Here is a 16,924-nt window from a genome sequence, read left to right on the forward strand (position 1 = left end):
ATCGAATTTAGGTCCATTATTTTAAATTCCCTTCGCGATGAACAAAACCTTTGGGGTAAATCCGTACTTTAATAATTTTTGAAGGCGTTGCTTTTTCAATTTTGGCATTAAATTCTGGGAATTCAATGCTTTCCCCTTCTTTAGGTAAGTACCCTAGTCGATGAAGGAATAATCCATTTAAAATATCAATTTCATCTTCTACATCAATCTCTTGATTAATTGCTTGTTCTAAAAAATAAATCGAACAATTCCCTGAAGCAGAGATGCTTCCATCCTCATTTAAGACCCAATCCACTTTAGTACGATGAAATTCATCTTTAATACGGCCAAGCATTACTTGAAGCAAATTATCAAGAGTGACAAAGCCCAGAATGCTTCCTTTGCCGCTGTACACCACAGCAAAATGAGACATTCCTTCACGAAATTTGTTTAATAAATCTAAAGCAGGTACACGACGGGATATTTTAATAACGGGTCTAAGTAGTGAGTGCAACTCTTTGATTTCGCCATGCTGATAGAAAATGGGCAGTAAATCTTTTACATGAATAATACCGATCACCTCTTTTTTATCTGGATCATAAACCGGATATCGACTGTAACGATGCTGCATGATCACATCGATAATGTGTTGTATGGGCTTATTTAGGTTAATCATAATCATTTCTTCACTAGATCGCATAACTTCAGTGACCTTAAGGTCGGCTAAATCAAGAGTATGTTCAATAATTTCGACTTCTTCTTCAGTAAGCTCACCATGTAAATGACTGGCGCCCAAGAGCAATTTGATTTCCTCGGTGGAATGAAAATATTCTGTATGATGAACTTCATCTAATTTAAAAACTTTTAAAAGAAAATTAGAGCAGTTATTAAGTATCCATATAGCCGGATACATTATCCAATAAAAGCCATATAAAGGAAGGGCCGTCCATACCGATACTCGTTCTGATTGACGAACTGCAAGGGATTTAGGCATTAACTCTCCCACCACTATATGGAGAAAGGAAATAAATGAAAACGCCACAAAAAAAGCAATTACTGTAATTAATCGCGGGGAATCTATGCCAATAAAAAGTAGAACAGGCTTTAGTAATTCAGCAAAAGCAGGTTCACCTACCCATCCCAATCCAAGAGATGCGATAGTGATTCCGAGCTGGCATGCAGATAAATAGGCATCAAGATGTTTATGAATATGAACTAAAATAGTTCCTCGCAAACCATAATTATCCTTGATTGCCTCGACGCGAGTAGCACGAAGTTTTACCATACCGAATTCGGCAGCAACAAAAAATGCATTGAGTAAAACCAACAGGAATGCCAACAAAACCTGTACTAAGTGAATCACTTATAGTTCCTTACCGAAAAGCTAGGGGTTTTTATCCTTTTTAAGGGACTCTTTCCATGCTTGCTCTTCAGACTCGGTTGAAAAAATTTCTGTGTCTGATTTTTTCGACAAATCTTCCGCTACTTTTTTATGCTTAGGAACAGGCATGCCACGCGGTTCATTTCGAACTTTATTGACTCGTTCGACTGCATGTGGCTGGGGATTCAAATAGTTTTTCATATAAGTCCTTTCTAAAGTTTCACTATAAATATAAGTATAGACCTCTCCACTAAAGTGAGCATATGAGTTGAAAAGGTCAGAATTTGCATGAATTTACCAAATGGAGCAAATCTTAGCCTTGGCCTGCACCGTGGAACCGAGAGAAATGGGTGCTAAACCAGGTTCCACTGCTCTTCCCAGCGCAGATTATTAATGGGTTCTTGGTGCTCGGCTATTGTAAGTTGCAACCCGGGCTCCCCACTCCAACAAATTTTTATTGCAATCATCTTTGTCTAAAATGACCTCAATAAAGCATAAAGCGTCAGTTTTTTTTGTTTCTTCAATTGCATCAAGAAGCGTTTGATGGGTAGGGGCCCTAAACGCACGAGCGTTTACTTGCTCGCCATTAAATACCTCTACTAAATCTGCGTACCGCCAATTATTAATCACATTATAGGGACCATCATGAATTTGAACTTCAATCGTATACGAAGCATTATTCATTAGAAAAATTATCGGTTTATATCCATAACGAATGATCGTTGAGAGCTCTTGGGCACTCATTTGAAAAGATCCATCGCCAATCAAAGCAATTACGCGCTTTTTATTATGAAGTGCTGCTTGCATGCCCAGAAGCGCACCAACAGACCACCCAATAGATCCGTATTGCATTTGGATTTCGAATGGGCAGCCTTCGGGTAGATTCAGCCGCATGCCATTAAACCATGAGTCGCCAGTCTCTGCTAACACCCCATAATCGCTATTTAATAGCTTTTGAATTTGCCCAAATAGAAATCGAGTGGTTAGTGGTGAATTCAAATCATCAGGTTCATTGTATAAAGGGGGAGAACCGGCGATTCGTTTATATGCTTTAAGAGAGGCGTCATTGAATTTTAATTGATCCTTTAAACCGGATAAAAACTCATTCATATACACATCGGTATAGACCTTTCCTGCGATTGAAACACTGCCATCTGCAATAACAATAATCTTTTTTGGCTGGATATTACATACATGGCCTACCGTTGTATAATCATTAAAATTAGGTCCTATAAAGAAATACAGGTCACTTGATTCTACAATTTCTCCACATCCCGGTGAGCTCACTGGCCCCCAATAAATACCAATGTAATTGGGATGCTGTTCTGAAACAAAACCTTTAGCATCAGGCATTGCCGCTAAGGCATAACCACAGGATTGACTTAAAGCTTCGATCATCGCTGTTGCTTCGCAAGGACGAGATTTACTGCCGGCGATAAGTACAGGTTTCACCGCGGCGTTGAGTTTAGCAGCCGCATCTTCAATTGCAGCAGCAAGGGATGAAGTATCGCTAAATCGTTTCACATTCAGTGCCCGTTGCGTGGGTGGCGAAACACTAAGCCCTGCAATATTACAAGCGATTTCAATATATACGGGTTTTTTCTTTGCAAGTGCAATCGCCAGCGCGGTATCAATTTGCATGGGCGCATCACTGGGTCTGTGGATAAACACACTATGTGCGGTAATTTTCGCAAAGATTTCGCGAACATAGCTGTAATTTTCGGTGGCCAGAGTATGATGTAAAATTTCCGCATCTTGCACGGAGTTTGTATTCGGCCCTCCTGAAATAACGATAATGGGCAGATTCTCAGCATAAGCACCAGCAACAGCATTGACCGCACTTAAGCCCCCTACACTAAAGGTAACCAGCAGAGCTGAAACACCTTTTATACGTGCATACCCATCCGCTGCATAACCTGCATTCAACTCATTACAACAGTTGATCATTTTTAGTGATTCGTTTTTTAATAGCTCATCCAATAAGCCCAAATTATAGTCACCAGGAATAGCGAAATAATCAGTCATACCTAATTCATGGAGGCGTTGTGCGAGATAAGTACCTACAGTAGCCATAAGGAATCCTTTTCTTAAAATACTGCTAGAGCGTTAAATTTATTATGGCAGCGGACTACTCTTTCTTCAAGAATTACCTTGAACGCGCAGTGGTAATCCGAAAGTGATACCGTAGTTAGCTTTTTAAATGCTCCACAAAATAATCCCAAATTCTACGCCAAACATAAGGGTGCATAAAATACAAACCATGGTTTGCATTAGGAACTAATAACATATCAAAATTTTTATCTGCCTTAATCAATGCATCAACAAATTGCAGCATATTGGAGGGATGAACATTATCATCTAAATCACCATGGATCAGAAATAATTTACCTTTAAGTTGGTCCGCAAGGGAATAATTTGATTGCAAGGTATAGTCTACATCGTGCGGAAGGCCATGATATCGCTCCCCCCAAAATGCTAAATAACTCCGTAAATCCTGTAATCCGGAAACACAGACTCCCACGCGATAAAAATCAGGATAATCCAATAACGCTCGAGTCGCCGCATATCCCCCTGCTGATTGACCTAAAATACCTACTCGATTTAGATCAATATAAGAGCAATGCTTTGCGAGGCATTTAATAACTGCAACATGATCTTCTAATCCTCCTGCAGTTTCTAAATGTTGATAGGAATATTCATGGAATTTTTTTGAACGCAAGGGCGTTCCTCGGCCATCGATGTTGACCACGATAAAACCTAATTCTGCTATGCTTTGTGGCCACCAACAGCCATAAAAATATTCAGGAGGATCATAACAATATGTTTTAGGAACTCGCGTTAATTGCGGTCCTGGATAAATATCATCAATTATAGGATAGGTGTTCTTCGGATCAAAATCAGTAGGGAAATAAATAAGACCATGAATATCGGTTTCTCCATCCGCGCCTTTTAGACAAAAAGGCTCAGGGTGTTTATATCCTAAGGAAAAAAGCTGTGAAAAATCAGCCTTTTCTAATGTATCGATTTCTTGGCCATTTTTATCGCGTAATTTTGTGATTGGTAGGGACTCCATAGAAGAATAATAATCAACAAAATATTCTTGAGTAGGTGAGAAAACAATCGAATGGTCTGCAGTTTCAGGTGTCATCAATTGCACCTCACTTCCATCCAAACGAGCACGATATAAATAACGGAAGTAGGGATCACTTCCAGGCTCTTTTCCATTACCCAAAAAATAAACCCATCGATGTTTCTCATCAACATGGAACACTTTACGAACCGTCCAGGTACCTTGCGTGATCGGATTTTTTATTTCTCCCGTTCGTAAATCGTGTAAATAAAGATGCGCCCAACCTTGATGAGTGGATAACCAAATAAACTCATTCGACGGCTCCAGAATTCGCGTGTAATTCTGCCACAAAATTAATTGACTAGGCTCGACATACTCTTTGGCTTTTTCGGTAAAAATAACGCGCAACTTTTGGGAGCCCACATTGAATTCACATAAAGAAAGTTGATGATTACCTCGCTCTTCTTTTAAAAAAAAGATTTTTGTACTATCCGCACTCCACCAGACATAGCCTGCTTCGATTGGAGAACCCACCAAGGCTGGCATCAGGGGAGGCATGTCAATTTCATTTACCTTTTTTTCCTGGACATCAATCCAACATAATTTAATTTCCGGAATGAATTCATCACCTAAAAAAGGAATATGTGCCTCATGTACTTGAGGGCGAAAAGAACCATCTTCAGGCACATGTTGTAATAATGCCAATTTTTTTACATGTCCTTGTTTGCATTGGAAGCTTACAATTTTTTTTGAATCAGGAGACCAAATAGCCATAGGAGGGAGTTCGGTTTGCATACGACGCAAGGTAAGTGAACTTAAATTAGTATCCGGGGAAACTCCATAAGCATTCGTTGCAGTACCTTCGGTCGTAAGTTGATATTCTTTATTTTCCTTAAATGAAAAAAGAAATAGATTATGCTGTTTACAGTATAAATCCCAACATGCATCGGGTGAGCGAACTCTAGGAACAATGAGAGTGGGTAAAAGTCCCCATAGCTCCATGATTGTGGGACATCGAGGCATCGCCGCCGGTTTTTCTGCCTGGGAAATCTGCGAGAGCACCTGCGTTGTTCGTTCATATTTAAAAATAAATTGCTCAATGTGCAAGTACAAAATGTGTTCCTCGACACATTCGATTTGGTTGATTGGCAAGGCAACAGCTTGTACTTCTCGATTTAATAGTTCCGCAATTTGTTTTGCCAGGGCTGAATGATCAAAAGCGAGTTCCTTAATCCTAGTTTGTAGATTAAAAATAAAATACTCATAACCTTCAGTGGTATCATGACGATAACAAATATATTTATCCTGCGGCGACCAGGCAATTGCAGGTTGGAGATTTTTTATCAAACTCACAACATTTTGTGGAAGAAATTTTTTTGCACGCTCATAACGCTTTTCCCAATCTTTTTCCATAATCACGCCTGTTATTTTTGACCTTGTTGCATTTGGATGATCATCTCGTTTAAATCACTATACACCCAAGCTTCAGTAATTTGATGATTAGTATCTAAGCGAAAAATAGTAATGCCACTATAAAATACAGGGCTTCCTGTGGCGGGAATTCCAGAAAATTCAGCTTTATGGGTACCCTGACCGTGCCAGCGAGCCACAACTTTATCTTCACTCACTATTAAATCATCAATGGAATGCATCAGATCTGGAAAAGCATGGAACCATTGAAGTAATGCTTCCTTAAATTCTTGCAAATTCGCCGCTTGATCGTAACTAAAATGAATTAAGGTCTTTGCTGAAAAGAGCTCATCTGCTAAGGCTGCCTTTTGCTGGTTCCACATCTCATCAAAAACTCTTCGCACTGTTTTTTCAATTGTTATTGCAGTCTTGTTCATTTCTGTTTTTCCCTAATCTATAAGATTCATTAAATCCAAGGGTTCTGCTGGATTGTGAATAATTACATTATAGTGTACTTCATTGCGATTTTTATGGTGCAGACTTGCTGAGCCCCGTAGTTGCCGCAAGTGCACTCACCGTAGTTAATCCTAGAGCCAATGCAGGTTTAAAAAAAACAAAATGATTTGATTTTTTTTCTACTTCTTCCTTAGGTTCTTGAAGCATTGTGGGACCGTATGGCGGGCTTGCATTCACAATCATTCCTTTACGTGCTTTGATTGCTACTTTAGAAAAAGGAATATTGTCCTTTTTGGCTTCCATTACGTAATCACCGGGTGGGACATTGATGAAAGCAACTCCGCCATCTAGTGAAGTCGATTTCAATTTGTGAATAAATGGATTTGTTTTGTGAACTATAGGAAAAATACCAAAATAAAAGGTTTCTGCATTAACTTTTGGCGTTAGAGTAACGGTTACTCCTTCCACTCCTTGCGGGATATCATCCATCGTGGTATTGGGTGGGGTAACTGTTGCAGCGATTTGGCATGCGTGCGGATCTTCAGTTTTCCACATCGCGTAAGATAGGAATTGATAAGCCATGTTTGAAGGCACTTGGAAGGAAATATTTTTTAAAAAATTCTCATTATTTATTCCTTCGGGGGGAACGATTAGAGTTGCTGTTTGTATGGTTTTATATCCAGTCCAAAAAGATCCAGGTTTCTCAAAAACTAAGGTGATCGGCTCTCCAACCGGCCATTCAAAGGGGCCAAATCTTCCTGAAGAGTCAGTTTTTAATGCTAATTGCTCATTTTCAAGAACTGTAATTGTTGCATCTGCGATGGGCCAACCGGATATAAATGAACGAGCAAATCCAGATACCAATGCTGTTTTCATAATAATTCCTTTTAATCAATTGAATGGAAATCCTAATTCAATATGCATCAGGTTAACAAGCCCGATTTTATTTAAATTGTTAATGCCTATCGGGCTCCATGACTGTACCTTTTATCTTTGTTTAATTGTGTAATGCATTATGTTCCCATTCAACAGGTTCCAATTGATTTCCCATCGCCCCTGTTCCCCCAACAGATCGTTCAAGAAGTTCCTCCGGATGAGATTCTCCCCCGGCAGTCAGAGACCTAGCCTCAGTGGAGAAAAACATTTTTTTATGCACCAAAGAACTTACATGCCGCCAGGATGATCTTCGTGTTTTCTTAAGAGTAGCTTGATCAAACGAAGACGATTGCTGCATTAAGCCCTTTATTTTAGCCTGATACAATTCTGGACTGAGAGGTTCCATTAGTTTTTGTTTGACATAGAAGGTCCTATTTACCTCGATGATCCGTTCAACCGTTTTTCCAAGCTGCTCAATCAACTGGTCCAATTTTTCGTGTTCTTCTTTTAATTTGAGCTGCGCGGTGGAGAACTCCCCAACTTCGTTCAATTCCTTAACCGCTTTACCCATACTTTTTATACGAGTACTGAAATAGGAGATTAAACGATTTGCCAATTGAATCGGGGGATGAAGTTGTCCTTTAAAAAGAACGGATGGAATTAAATTATCGTTTAAAAAATTAGTGTTCAATTCCTCCAAAATGGACTGACAATCTTCACTTGAGTCATCCAGATTAATCACATCAGTTTTTCTTGGTTGAATTCTAAGAGAAGCTAAATATAAGTCGTCCTCACTGGCTTCAGGATTATTATTTATAAAAACTATGAGATCCGTAATATTGCTGCTGTATTTATTGTTTAATAAAGTCTTAAGTTCGAGTATTCTCATTAAGATTGCGCCCACGGTTTCAAACTGGCCCAAAGGATAAGGATTTCCATCACGAGCAAAGGTAACATCAGTCAAAATCATACCTAAAAAAGGCAGGGTAGTTCGATAAAGTCGATAGACTTCACGCATCCATTTTGAATTCGCTTCCTTACTAACTATTTGCTCTAGTTCAGCAAGTGTTCTTCTTTCTTTGGATGACAAAAGTTCGAATGAATGGGACAGGCGTATAATATTAGAATTATTCAATACGCTGCAAATTAAGATCAGATTATTTAAATCAGGGTATTTTTCACCATCTAAAAGACAAAGCTCATGAGCCAATTCCAGCATGAATTGTAGAGCATTTTTAATATTATCATGGGGCTGACTTAATATTTTTTTTACAAAATAGGAGCTTAACCTATTAAAAAATTGAGTTACCTGTTTAATATGCGGCACATTATTTTCATATTCTGCTTTGGTCCAATCGCTTCCGAATTCTTTTATAAGAACTTTTTGGTAGAAACTGATCGTAAACAGGCGCATTTCTTGAGCAATTAGTTTTAACTCATACTCTCGTTCGCCTTTTTTAAAATCTAATGCTCGATTCACGAGCTGATCAAAAGAATTTTGTGAGATGTGACATTCTGTAAGCCAGTTGGTGATTATTTGGTAATTAATTAATGCCGGATCCTTGAACACATCCGAATTACATTCGATCAATCCTTCAAAAAGAGAGTTTATGTGAAATCCCAACAAACCTAAGCCTATTTCCTCATCAACATTAGATTTCAAAAAGAATTTCATTTGTAAAAAAAACGAGGAATTAGATCTAAGTCCTTCAATACATTGATAGGAAAATAATTGCCAAACAACATAATTGGCTACTAGCTTCTGATGATAATCGAGGTCCTTGTATAATCGTCTTAAGTTAATCAGAATGGGTACCAAATCATAAACACTTAACAAACCCAAAGTTCTATGGGCGATTCGTTCAAAGTCAAATTCGCGTATTGACTCTGGTGTCTCCTTGCAGGCTGTTAACAAGTTTAGGGAGTTAATAAGCGATTCTTCTTCGGAAACTTCTATTTCTTTTTCCTCAGGAAGCATTAAATTATGGCTGAGTAACAAAGAAGAAAAGTCTTTAAATAATTTGTAATTTCTGTTTTGAATTTGTTTATATCGCGTGTTTACAGCCAAATGCGAAGAAGAAAGAAGATTCAGAAGTACCTCTTGAACGGTATCAGCTGAAAACTCAGTTAAATCGAGAGCATCACTTAAATGATATTTACAAAGTAGCTTACTCACTTGTTCAAATAGTTCTTGATAAGAAGAGTCTTTAGTTTGATGTGCCGCAAGTAAATCCTTGAAATAAGGGGTTAACGAATACGGTTCTGCAGGCTTACTAGCAAAAACTTCTGTGCTACCTTGCTCCTCCATTAACTCAAAATTGAGTGTCCGCAAGTTGATTTCTTGTAATTTATATAAGGGACTGGAAGAGTCGTAACTCTCTGGAGAAGCTAAACTATCCGAGGAAGCACTCCTGGAAGACATCAAAGGAAATGATTCATGAAAACTATCAAGAGAACTAGAGTCAGCACTACTTGGACGCTTGCGTAAATCGAGCAATTGAATTTTTGACAAATCAATATTAAGTATTGCCTGTCTTAGCGCAGGATTTTCAACAGCCAATTCCGGGGCTGTTTTCATATCTCCATTTTTAATTGAACGCTTCGTTTGCTTATGATTAAGAAAAATTTGCACCGCCCAAAGCTGATTGAAAAGAACCGCATCATGAAAAGGGGTATTTTTATTGCTATTTTGGCTGTTAACCATTTCAGGGAAATGCTTCAGCACAATATTCAAGACATCTTGATTTCCTTCTCCATCCCTAACAGCTAAATGTAAAATGGTGTTCCCTAACCGATCCGATTTTTGCGCAACTTCTTTTCGATGCTCATCGGATAACAATTTATCAAGAACCTTCGCTTTGTTTTTTAATACTAAAAGATGAAAAATGTTGCGCTCAAAAATGTAGGTTTTTTCAATTAATTGAGGCTTTTTACTAAACCATGAATCTAATTTTTTGAAGAGCAATTCTTGATCGTCTTCCTTAGAAATTAAATTTAGTATTTTTTTTGCTTTCATTTTTGCACATCCTGTTTATCTACATACGACCTGACCGATTTAAAATGTCCCAATTTTAACCTTTATTAGTGAGATTGATAGATGCATCAGTCAGTTTTTTTTAGATAAAGCCATGTCCTATTCTGTTAAAAAAATAAGATTGGATCAAAAGAATGGGGGGCAAACAGTTTAATTGACACATTGCAGAAAAACGTTGAATCTGAGTTATAAAATATGCTTAATGTATTGGTCTTTTTTCATTTTAAATATAATTCGGAACGAAATCGCAATGACCCCTATTAAAAAAATAATTTTCTTCTTCTTATATTTGTTTTTAACTATCAACTCCTATAGCCAATCACAAGAAAATGAGCAAAAAATTCTTGTGAGTTACACTTATTTAGGCGAGTTTTCTAAAGAGATGGCGCAAATGGCATTAAAAAAATCGCCGCCGCTTAATGTACTTGAAGCCAAATACGATGTAACTCTTTATAAAATCAACTACAACACTCCCGCCCCGAATGGTTCTACCACTACCGCTTCTGGTTTGGTTGCTGTACCCAGTGTAGCCGGTACTCTGGGAATCGTCAGCTATCAGCATGGAACGCGTTTCAATCATGAGGACGCACCTTCGAGGGTGAAGGAAGGTGATGCAATATATCCGGCTCTATTTTCCAGTCATGGCGGTTATCTGACCGTTATGCCAGATTACCTGGGTTTCGGAGACAATGAGTTAGCACTTCATCCTTATGTACAATATGAAACCCTGGCCAGTTGCAGTATAAATATGCTATTAGCTGCCAAGGAGCTTACTAAAATAATAAAGATTGATCTCAATGACCAGCTGTATATTGGTGGCTACTCAGAGGGCGGATTTTCTTCTTTAGTACTGTTTGAATCCCTTGCCACCCAGTATCCTGATATCCCAATTACTGCAGTTGCTTTAGGTTCGGCCCCTTATGACTGGAATGAAACAATGCAATTTATTATGCGCGATCCGGGGCCTCGAGCAACCGCATATTTAGCCTATTTTTTCTATTCACTACAAACCTATAAAAACTATTGGGCTGATTTAAATCAGCTATTTGTTTCTCCTTATAACAGTATGATCCCAGAGCTTTTTGATGGACATCATTCTACTAAAGAAATAATCAATGCTTTGCCGCAAAATCCCGCATTAATTTTTCAAACCGAATTTTTTGAGGCCATTTTAAATCATACTGAAAACAATTCTGAAACCTTGAAGGACTATTTCAATCATTATAGTTTTTCCCCATCCGCACCTTTATTGCTCGTGGGCACCAAGGGGGATCGGGATGTTCCTTATCATGGAGCAGAAATAGCCTATGAACAGTTTAGAAAAACGGGGCGTAATGTATTTATTCATTCAGTAAGTGACACACTTGACCATCGAGATGCAGGGCCCTATGTCTTTTATGAAATGCTTCAATTTTTTAAACGATATCATCCTAAATAAGAGCAAGATGAAATCGATACCCAAAGAATTCTCCTGCTCCAGTGGGGAGAAGAATGTTTCCCTCCTTTTTCTGGACTGCGGGAGGGAAACCTACTTATTCGTTAATTTCTTCCCGCCATAACCCCACCATCAACATTAACAATTTCTCCAGTGATCCAGCTGGATTTATCGGATAGCAGGAATTCAATAGTGTTTGCAACATCGGTGGCCTTCCCTATTCTACCAATAGGGTGAAAGCTATTAAAATCTTGCAGCGAGACTTCAATTTGATCTTCGGCAATGAAAGACTTATAAATAGGTGTTACGACCACTGCAGGTGCTACCGCATTCACTCGGATATTGTACTCTGCCAGCTCCATAGCTAAATGCTGGGTTAGTGAATGAAGACCTGCTTTTTGCATCGAATAGGCTGAGGAGGGAGTAGCCTTGATGGCTTGATTTGCCCACATGGATCCAATGTTAACGATTGCGCCGCCGCCCTCTTGTTTCATTTTTTTTGCAACGGCCTGCGTAATAAAGAAAAATGCTTTGTTGAGGTTTACTTGTAGATCATAATCCTCTTCTTTGTGGTCTAAAAAACTTATGGGTTTAAAATATCCCGCCGCATTAATGAGATATTTTATTTTGCGCGTCTCATTTTTTATGTTCATAACCAATTGTGCAACCCGCGCCTTATCATAAAGATCAATAACGAACTCTTCGACTTTAACGCCCATCCGTCTTATTTGATTGGCAGCATGGTGCAACTTGTGCTCATCCCTTCCCGTGATGAGTAAATCAAGATCACTACTTGCGGCAAGCTTTTTTGCTGTTTCCAATCCCATACCACTAGAACCACCTATAATAAGGGCTAAATTATGATGTACCATGTCCTTCACCTTTTAGTTAATAAAAATCTGTTCCGCGGAGTATGGGAGATATATAATCCTAAAAAAAGTAGGTACTTAGTGGTACAGTAGGTACTTATTGGTATACTTTATTGAATTACTTGAAGAACACATTGAAAGAAAAAAAACCTTTAAAAACAGCAAATATGGTTGAGACAATTTACGGTTGCAAGTGGTCTCTTACCATTTATTCTCTTTTGCGAGATGGAATCAACCGTCCCGGGGAAATGGTTCGCTGTGTCGAAGGTCTCACCACTAAGGTTTTAAATCAATGCCTTAGAAAAAATCTTGAATTTGGTATCCTTGGCAAAACAACGTTCCACGAACTTCCCCCCAGGGTTGAGTATTTCGTTACCCCATTTGGAGAAAAATTTCTAAAGATTCTCGATGAAATCGAAGCACTCAATCGTTCGCTTGAACCTTAGCGAGCCCTCCTATGAACCCTAATTATTTTAAGGTACAGGAAAGCAGACCATTATCCAGTTGCAGTTCATTGCCGCCAGAATCCGTCATAAATTGGCCAATATAAGCTTGTTTTTGTTTATTAAATTGTGCTGAAAAGAAAATCCGTGGGCGATCTTTCTCATCCTGATCCATAGCGACGAGCAGTAAATTATCCGTTCGCAGGCTGAATCGGGTGACATTCACTGGGTAATCAAAATCAATTTTGGGTAAATCTCCGATTTTATTAGGGGCTAAAAAAGAGAGAGCATCTTCTATTCCTTGCATATGACAGACAACTGTCTTTTGCGCGGCAGACGCCACACCGAAGCCAACCAGAATCAGTAGCAATGATAAACTCAGACGTTTCATTAAAAATGAACTCCTATCCTGCAAAACCTTCTCCTTGAGAATAAATAATAACTTAATCGGTATTACTTCTCCAGTGACGTGTCAGGGATATTAATCGTTTGTCCATTTTCTTTGTTGTCATAAATTCTCGCTTAAAGATATTAGTTCTTATGAAGCTCCGGCGGAGGGGACGACACCTTAAACCGAAAAAATTTATTTGCAATGGTTATAATTTGCCAACCGTATCTGTAACCTGGAGTAGCAAATACGGTTGATTCAGAGTATTAATTTATGAAATTAAGCAACTTCCATTGCTTAAAACATCAATCGCAATTGGCTTAGGGAAACAGGGATCAGAATCGCCTTGAGTCCTATCTTGGACTGTTTCCACTCTTCTTTGCTCCGGAAACATTCTTAGTCCCAGATTTGGAACTGTGTTTTTAGATACCTTTTCGCCTGTATGAGAAGCAGCTTTTGTACTTGATGAAGGCGATACTTTCTGATCATTCTGTTCTAAAGCAGCCGATATCCTTTGCTCTGAGGCCCTTGACGGTGCAACAGGCCCTGTGCTGTCCTGGTTGAGTCCATTTTGAGTCTCTGTAAATAATCCTTGAGCTCTTGGTGCAGCAAGCTTTGCAGCAGATTTAGGTTGCTGGTTTTCCATAGCGTTTATCTTATTTCCTTTTTCCATGGAGCTTGAGCCGGCGTGGCGATTTGCAGTCTGCTCTTCTAATGATTTGGCTCTTTCCCTGAAAAACTGCCCGTGTAACTCACCTACTTGGACTAAAGAGGTAGTATTTTTGTGCGACCTAAATTGGTTCTTATGAACATAGGCACAAACCATATCAAGCAATTCCGTGGGCAGCACAGCTAATTGATTTTCATTTTTATCTTCATGTTGTTCAAAAATCGGAAAAAATAGCTCTTTCTTACGATTTCGATTGACTCGCTCAGATGCAAACACTCTTTCTATAATTTGTTTTTTTAATGCATAGACTTCTGGTAAATATTGAATATCATCCACGGTCAACCCAAAATTTGTAATGCCTGCCAGTGCATCTATATCAAAGAGGTCGAATGGTAAGAATGTCTCGAAAGGTATGTTCCCATAATGCGCTAAGTTAATTGAAAAAGCGAGTTGAAGTTGGCGACGTTCATAATCAATCACTTCAAATTTGGGAAAATCACTACCCTTCGCATAAGGACAAAAAGTAATCAATAAATCACCCAATTTTACTTTTTTTTCTTCAAACTCATTGCCTTCCAATATAACAAAATCTTCTTCTTCGTATAAATATTGGTCTAACTCGGTCCACTTTACTTTTTGTAATAAGCCGATATTAAACTTATGGCCATTAAACACCTCACTGGCATAATGCCTCGTTTCATCATCCGTTTGTTGGGTCTCTCGAGGGTAATCGACTAAAATTGGCGAATACGAGGGATGCCAATTAAAAAAAGCCGGATATGTAGTATAAAGCATATGCCACATTTCAGGACTAATACCAAGCGCTTTGGTAACCTTAAGGCCATCGTTTAACTCAGGATATTTACTAATACATTCGATCAATGACCTGCATTCCTGTTTATAGGCATAAATGTTAATTTCTTTCCGTATTGGAAACCAGCTTGGTTTTTTTTCTTCAGCTTTGTCCGTTCCGTGAAGCATACCCCAAATACGATCCAGAATATCCTTAGCCTCTTTTTTCAGCGGATGTTCTGGAGTGTTCTGAGTAGGTTGCGCTAAGCTCATCTTTTCTTTTAAATTTTGACACGCATTTTGGAAAGGAAATAGTCCTACAATCAGCTCGGCTGGCTTAATCGCTGCTAAAGCAACATCCAGCAAGTCCATTTTTTCCCTTAAACTGTGTTTGGTGGAGATTTCAAGCTGCTGCGCAATTTCTGCTAATATGCATTCTTGTAATTTTCGCTTGCTACCAGACGAGTGTTTTGCAATGCTTTGTGCAAATTGAGCTAATGTCGCACTTAATTCTTCGGCGCTATTTAGGGCATCGACCGGTAATAATTTCGCGCCACAGACATAGGCCCATTCAAAATCAATCCCTTCCAAATTATTTGCAGACAGGTCAACCCCAGCAAAGTTTGCCCCATTTAACTGCATATCTCTTAGTTGTTCATCAGTAAAATGAACACCTTTTAATAAAGCTCTACTTAGATCTGCACCAGCTAAACAAGCCCTATTAAAATTAGCCCCCCGAAGATCCGCATCTCTAAATTGTATGCCTCGTAGATTGAGATAAGAAAAATCCTGACCTGAAAATTGCCCACCACTAAAATTGGATCCAGCAATTAAATTAACGAATTGGAGGGGATGTAGGTGTTTTAAAGTGGCCAATAGATTTGAATAAGCCTGCTCCATGATGCTGCGAATTGTGACCAAGTTATTAAATTGAAGCTCGTTTATTTTGGCATCAATTGCACGAATTTCCTCTGATGCAGTGCTAATCAGTTCCAAATGGTTCCTGGTGGTTTCATCTAATGAAAGTTTCTGCATTGCCTCTTTCAAGTTCGCGGGCAAAACATTGCAATCACGGGTGAGCGTATAGCAAATAGCCTCTTCGGCAGTAAGAGGCTCATTTGCCAGAACTTTGCGCTTTAGCTCTTGATAACGCTGGGTTCGCTGGTAAAACGCTGTAAATTGATGGCCGACCATTCCATCCGCATGGCTTAAGTAATCAATGATAAAATGAGGTCGGGTTATGAGTTCAAATGTGGCATCAACTACTCCAGTTTTTGACTTGGCCACCCCTCGTGCATTAAGCAAATCCTGGGGCGATAATTGAAGCAGAATGTACATCATTATTTCATCAGGAAGCGCAAAGAAGGCATTGCCTTGATTGATATCGTCAACGCCTTCTGCTGCCTCAAGTGAGGTACTCGGTGCGGTCGAAACGACTGAAACCGTCAGTTCATCAACATCATGCAATGGCTCTCCAGATAACTGAAGCAGAATGTGCTGCAAGTGCTCCTGAAGCATGTTCACGTCGACGATAATACTCTGATCATGATAACGTCGCTCTTCATCTCGGTCATTAATATGCGCCGTAACCTCATTTAAATGCTCCTTCAGCATTGGAAGACCTTTAAAAAACTGCGTTAATTCATGTTCAAATGAAGCGCCCAAACCACTGGATTTGCCACTAGCCAGCAATTGCATCGCATGACTGAGCAGCCTCAGATCGGATTCAATACCGTCCCATTCTTGGATTAACTCATTAAGTACGGGTTGTAACTCGAGCACTGCGGTTACGTATTTGTCGGTACTTTGTGTTGTTGCATAAATATCTTCATTTTTGTTTGTGGGGAATGAATAGTGATGGAAGAATTCATTAAACAAATTTAAATGTGCTAACAATCCTTTTGCTTCTTCCTTTGCTTTTTGCTCTGCAAATTGTCGCGCTCGTTCTGCTCTTATCATCGCTATTTGCTCTTGTTGATTCAGTTCGTGTTTGTCGTTCATGGGATACCTATTCAAAATTTAATTGCACAGCCAAAATGCTGCAGTCTGCTAAGTAATTCTCTTCTGTGTTTGAGACTTGCCAACCGTATATAAAATACGGTTGGCTCAACAGGAGTTTAA

Annotated in this window: 12 protein-coding genes; 2 read left to right on the forward strand and 10 right to left on the reverse strand. The window is 39.0% G+C overall.

Annotated features, from left to right (window positions below; translation table 11 throughout):
* Nucleotides 1-16: 16 nt before the first annotated feature.
* The 7 genes from ACWTE2_RS05675 to ACWTE2_RS05705 all read right to left on the reverse strand — a co-directional run bounded on the left by ACWTE2_RS05675 (nucleotide 17) and on the right by ACWTE2_RS05705 (nucleotide 10,188).
* Nucleotides 17-1,342: a hemolysin family protein gene (locus ACWTE2_RS05675; protein ID WP_454784546.1), complete on the reverse strand. Its 1,326-nt coding sequence runs from the start codon at nucleotides 1,340-1,342 to the stop codon at nucleotides 17-19.
* A 21-nt stretch (nucleotides 1,343-1,363) separates the two neighbouring features.
* Nucleotides 1,364-1,561, reverse strand: coding sequence for a hypothetical protein (locus tag ACWTE2_RS05680; RefSeq protein WP_454784547.1), 198 nt, complete (start codon nucleotides 1,559-1,561; stop codon nucleotides 1,364-1,366).
* A gap of 189 nt (nucleotides 1,562-1,750) precedes the next feature.
* Nucleotides 1,751-3,433, reverse strand: coding sequence for a thiamine pyrophosphate-binding protein (locus ACWTE2_RS05685; RefSeq protein WP_454784548.1), 1,683 nt, complete (start codon nucleotides 3,431-3,433; stop codon nucleotides 1,751-1,753).
* A gap of 115 nt (nucleotides 3,434-3,548) precedes the next feature.
* Nucleotides 3,549-5,843 carry a S9 family peptidase gene (locus tag ACWTE2_RS05690; RefSeq protein WP_454784549.1) on the reverse strand — a complete coding sequence of 765 codons (2,295 nt, stop codon included), beginning with the start codon at nucleotides 5,841-5,843 and terminating at the stop codon, nucleotides 3,549-3,551.
* A gap of 11 nt (nucleotides 5,844-5,854) precedes the next feature.
* Nucleotides 5,855-6,277, reverse strand: a complete 423-nt coding sequence (locus ACWTE2_RS05695) for an ester cyclase (protein ID WP_454784550.1) — start codon at nucleotides 6,275-6,277, stop codon at nucleotides 5,855-5,857.
* Between the two features lie 91 nt (nucleotides 6,278-6,368).
* Nucleotides 6,369-7,172, reverse strand: a complete 804-nt coding sequence (locus tag ACWTE2_RS05700; RefSeq protein ID WP_454784551.1) for a carboxypeptidase regulatory-like domain-containing protein — start codon at nucleotides 7,170-7,172, stop codon at nucleotides 6,369-6,371.
* Nucleotides 7,173-7,293: 121 nt separating this feature from the next.
* On the reverse strand, nucleotides 7,294-10,188 hold the full coding sequence (locus ACWTE2_RS05705; RefSeq protein ID WP_454784552.1) for a RasGEF domain-containing protein: 2,895 nt from the start codon (nucleotides 10,186-10,188) through the stop codon (nucleotides 7,294-7,296).
* 268 nt (nucleotides 10,189-10,456) lie between these two features.
* Between ACWTE2_RS05705 and ACWTE2_RS05710 the strand changes: the two genes are divergently transcribed.
* Nucleotides 10,457-11,644, forward strand: coding sequence for an alpha/beta hydrolase family protein (locus tag ACWTE2_RS05710; protein WP_454784553.1), 1,188 nt, complete (start codon nucleotides 10,457-10,459; stop codon nucleotides 11,642-11,644).
* 101 nt (nucleotides 11,645-11,745) lie between these two features.
* Here ACWTE2_RS05710 and ACWTE2_RS05715 read toward each other — a convergent pair whose 3' ends face one another.
* Nucleotides 11,746-12,513 (reverse strand): SDR family NAD(P)-dependent oxidoreductase, encoded by a 768-nt coding sequence (locus ACWTE2_RS05715; RefSeq protein ID WP_182391801.1) that lies wholly within the window; start codon nucleotides 12,511-12,513, stop codon nucleotides 11,746-11,748.
* A gap of 164 nt (nucleotides 12,514-12,677) precedes the next feature.
* Here ACWTE2_RS05715 and ACWTE2_RS05720 point away from each other — a divergent pair, with 164 nt between their 5' ends.
* A complete protein-coding gene (locus ACWTE2_RS05720; RefSeq protein WP_454785015.1) occupies nucleotides 12,678-12,956 on the forward strand; it encodes a winged helix-turn-helix transcriptional regulator in 279 nt (92 codons plus the stop codon).
* A gap of 22 nt (nucleotides 12,957-12,978) precedes the next feature.
* On the opposite strand, the gene ACWTE2_RS05725 is transcribed toward ACWTE2_RS05720, so the two are convergent.
* Together ACWTE2_RS05725 and ACWTE2_RS05730 are read right to left on the reverse strand one after the other, a co-directional pair.
* Nucleotides 12,979-13,344 carry a hypothetical protein gene (locus tag ACWTE2_RS05725; RefSeq protein ID WP_454784554.1) on the reverse strand — a complete coding sequence of 122 codons (366 nt, stop codon included), beginning with the start codon at nucleotides 13,342-13,344 and terminating at the stop codon, nucleotides 12,979-12,981.
* Between the two features lie 268 nt (nucleotides 13,345-13,612).
* Complete coding sequence (locus tag ACWTE2_RS05730) at nucleotides 13,613-16,804, reverse strand: pentapeptide repeat-containing protein (protein WP_454784555.1); 3,192 nt, start codon at nucleotides 16,802-16,804, stop codon at nucleotides 13,613-13,615.
* Nucleotides 16,805-16,924 lie beyond the last annotated feature (120 nt).

The organism is Legionella nigrisilvae, from assembly GCF_977063395.2.

What these genes read in the sequence shown, in the direction of transcription:
- ACWTE2_RS05715 (WP_182391801.1), bottom strand. Translation starts at nt 12,513, where the DNA reads ATGGTACATCATAATTTAGCCCTTATTATAGGTGGTTCTAGTGGTATG.
- ACWTE2_RS05685 (WP_454784548.1), bottom strand. Translation starts at nt 3,433, where the DNA reads ATGGCTACTGTAGGTACTTATCTCGCACAACGCCTCCATGAATTAGGT.
- ACWTE2_RS05705 (WP_454784552.1), bottom strand. Translation starts at nt 10,188, where the DNA reads ATGAAAGCAAAAAAAATACTAAATTTAATTTCTAAGGAAGACGATCAA.
- ACWTE2_RS05720 (WP_454785015.1), top strand. Translation starts at nt 12,678, where the DNA reads ATGGTTGAGACAATTTACGGTTGCAAGTGGTCTCTTACCATTTATTCT.
- ACWTE2_RS05710 (WP_454784553.1), top strand. Translation starts at nt 10,457, where the DNA reads ATGACCCCTATTAAAAAAATAATTTTCTTCTTCTTATATTTGTTTTTA.
- ACWTE2_RS05680 (WP_454784547.1), bottom strand. Translation starts at nt 1,561, where the DNA reads ATGAAAAACTATTTGAATCCCCAGCCACATGCAGTCGAACGAGTCAAT.
- ACWTE2_RS05730 (WP_454784555.1), bottom strand. Translation starts at nt 16,804, where the DNA reads ATGAACGACAAACACGAACTGAATCAACAAGAGCAAATAGCGATGATA.
- ACWTE2_RS05690 (WP_454784549.1), bottom strand. Translation starts at nt 5,843, where the DNA reads ATGGAAAAAGATTGGGAAAAGCGTTATGAGCGTGCAAAAAAATTTCTT.
- ACWTE2_RS05700 (WP_454784551.1), bottom strand. Translation starts at nt 7,172, where the DNA reads ATGAAAACAGCATTGGTATCTGGATTTGCTCGTTCATTTATATCCGGT.
- ACWTE2_RS05725 (WP_454784554.1), bottom strand. Translation starts at nt 13,344, where the DNA reads ATGAAACGTCTGAGTTTATCATTGCTACTGATTCTGGTTGGCTTCGGT.
- ACWTE2_RS05695 (WP_454784550.1), bottom strand. Translation starts at nt 6,277, where the DNA reads ATGAACAAGACTGCAATAACAATTGAAAAAACAGTGCGAAGAGTTTTT.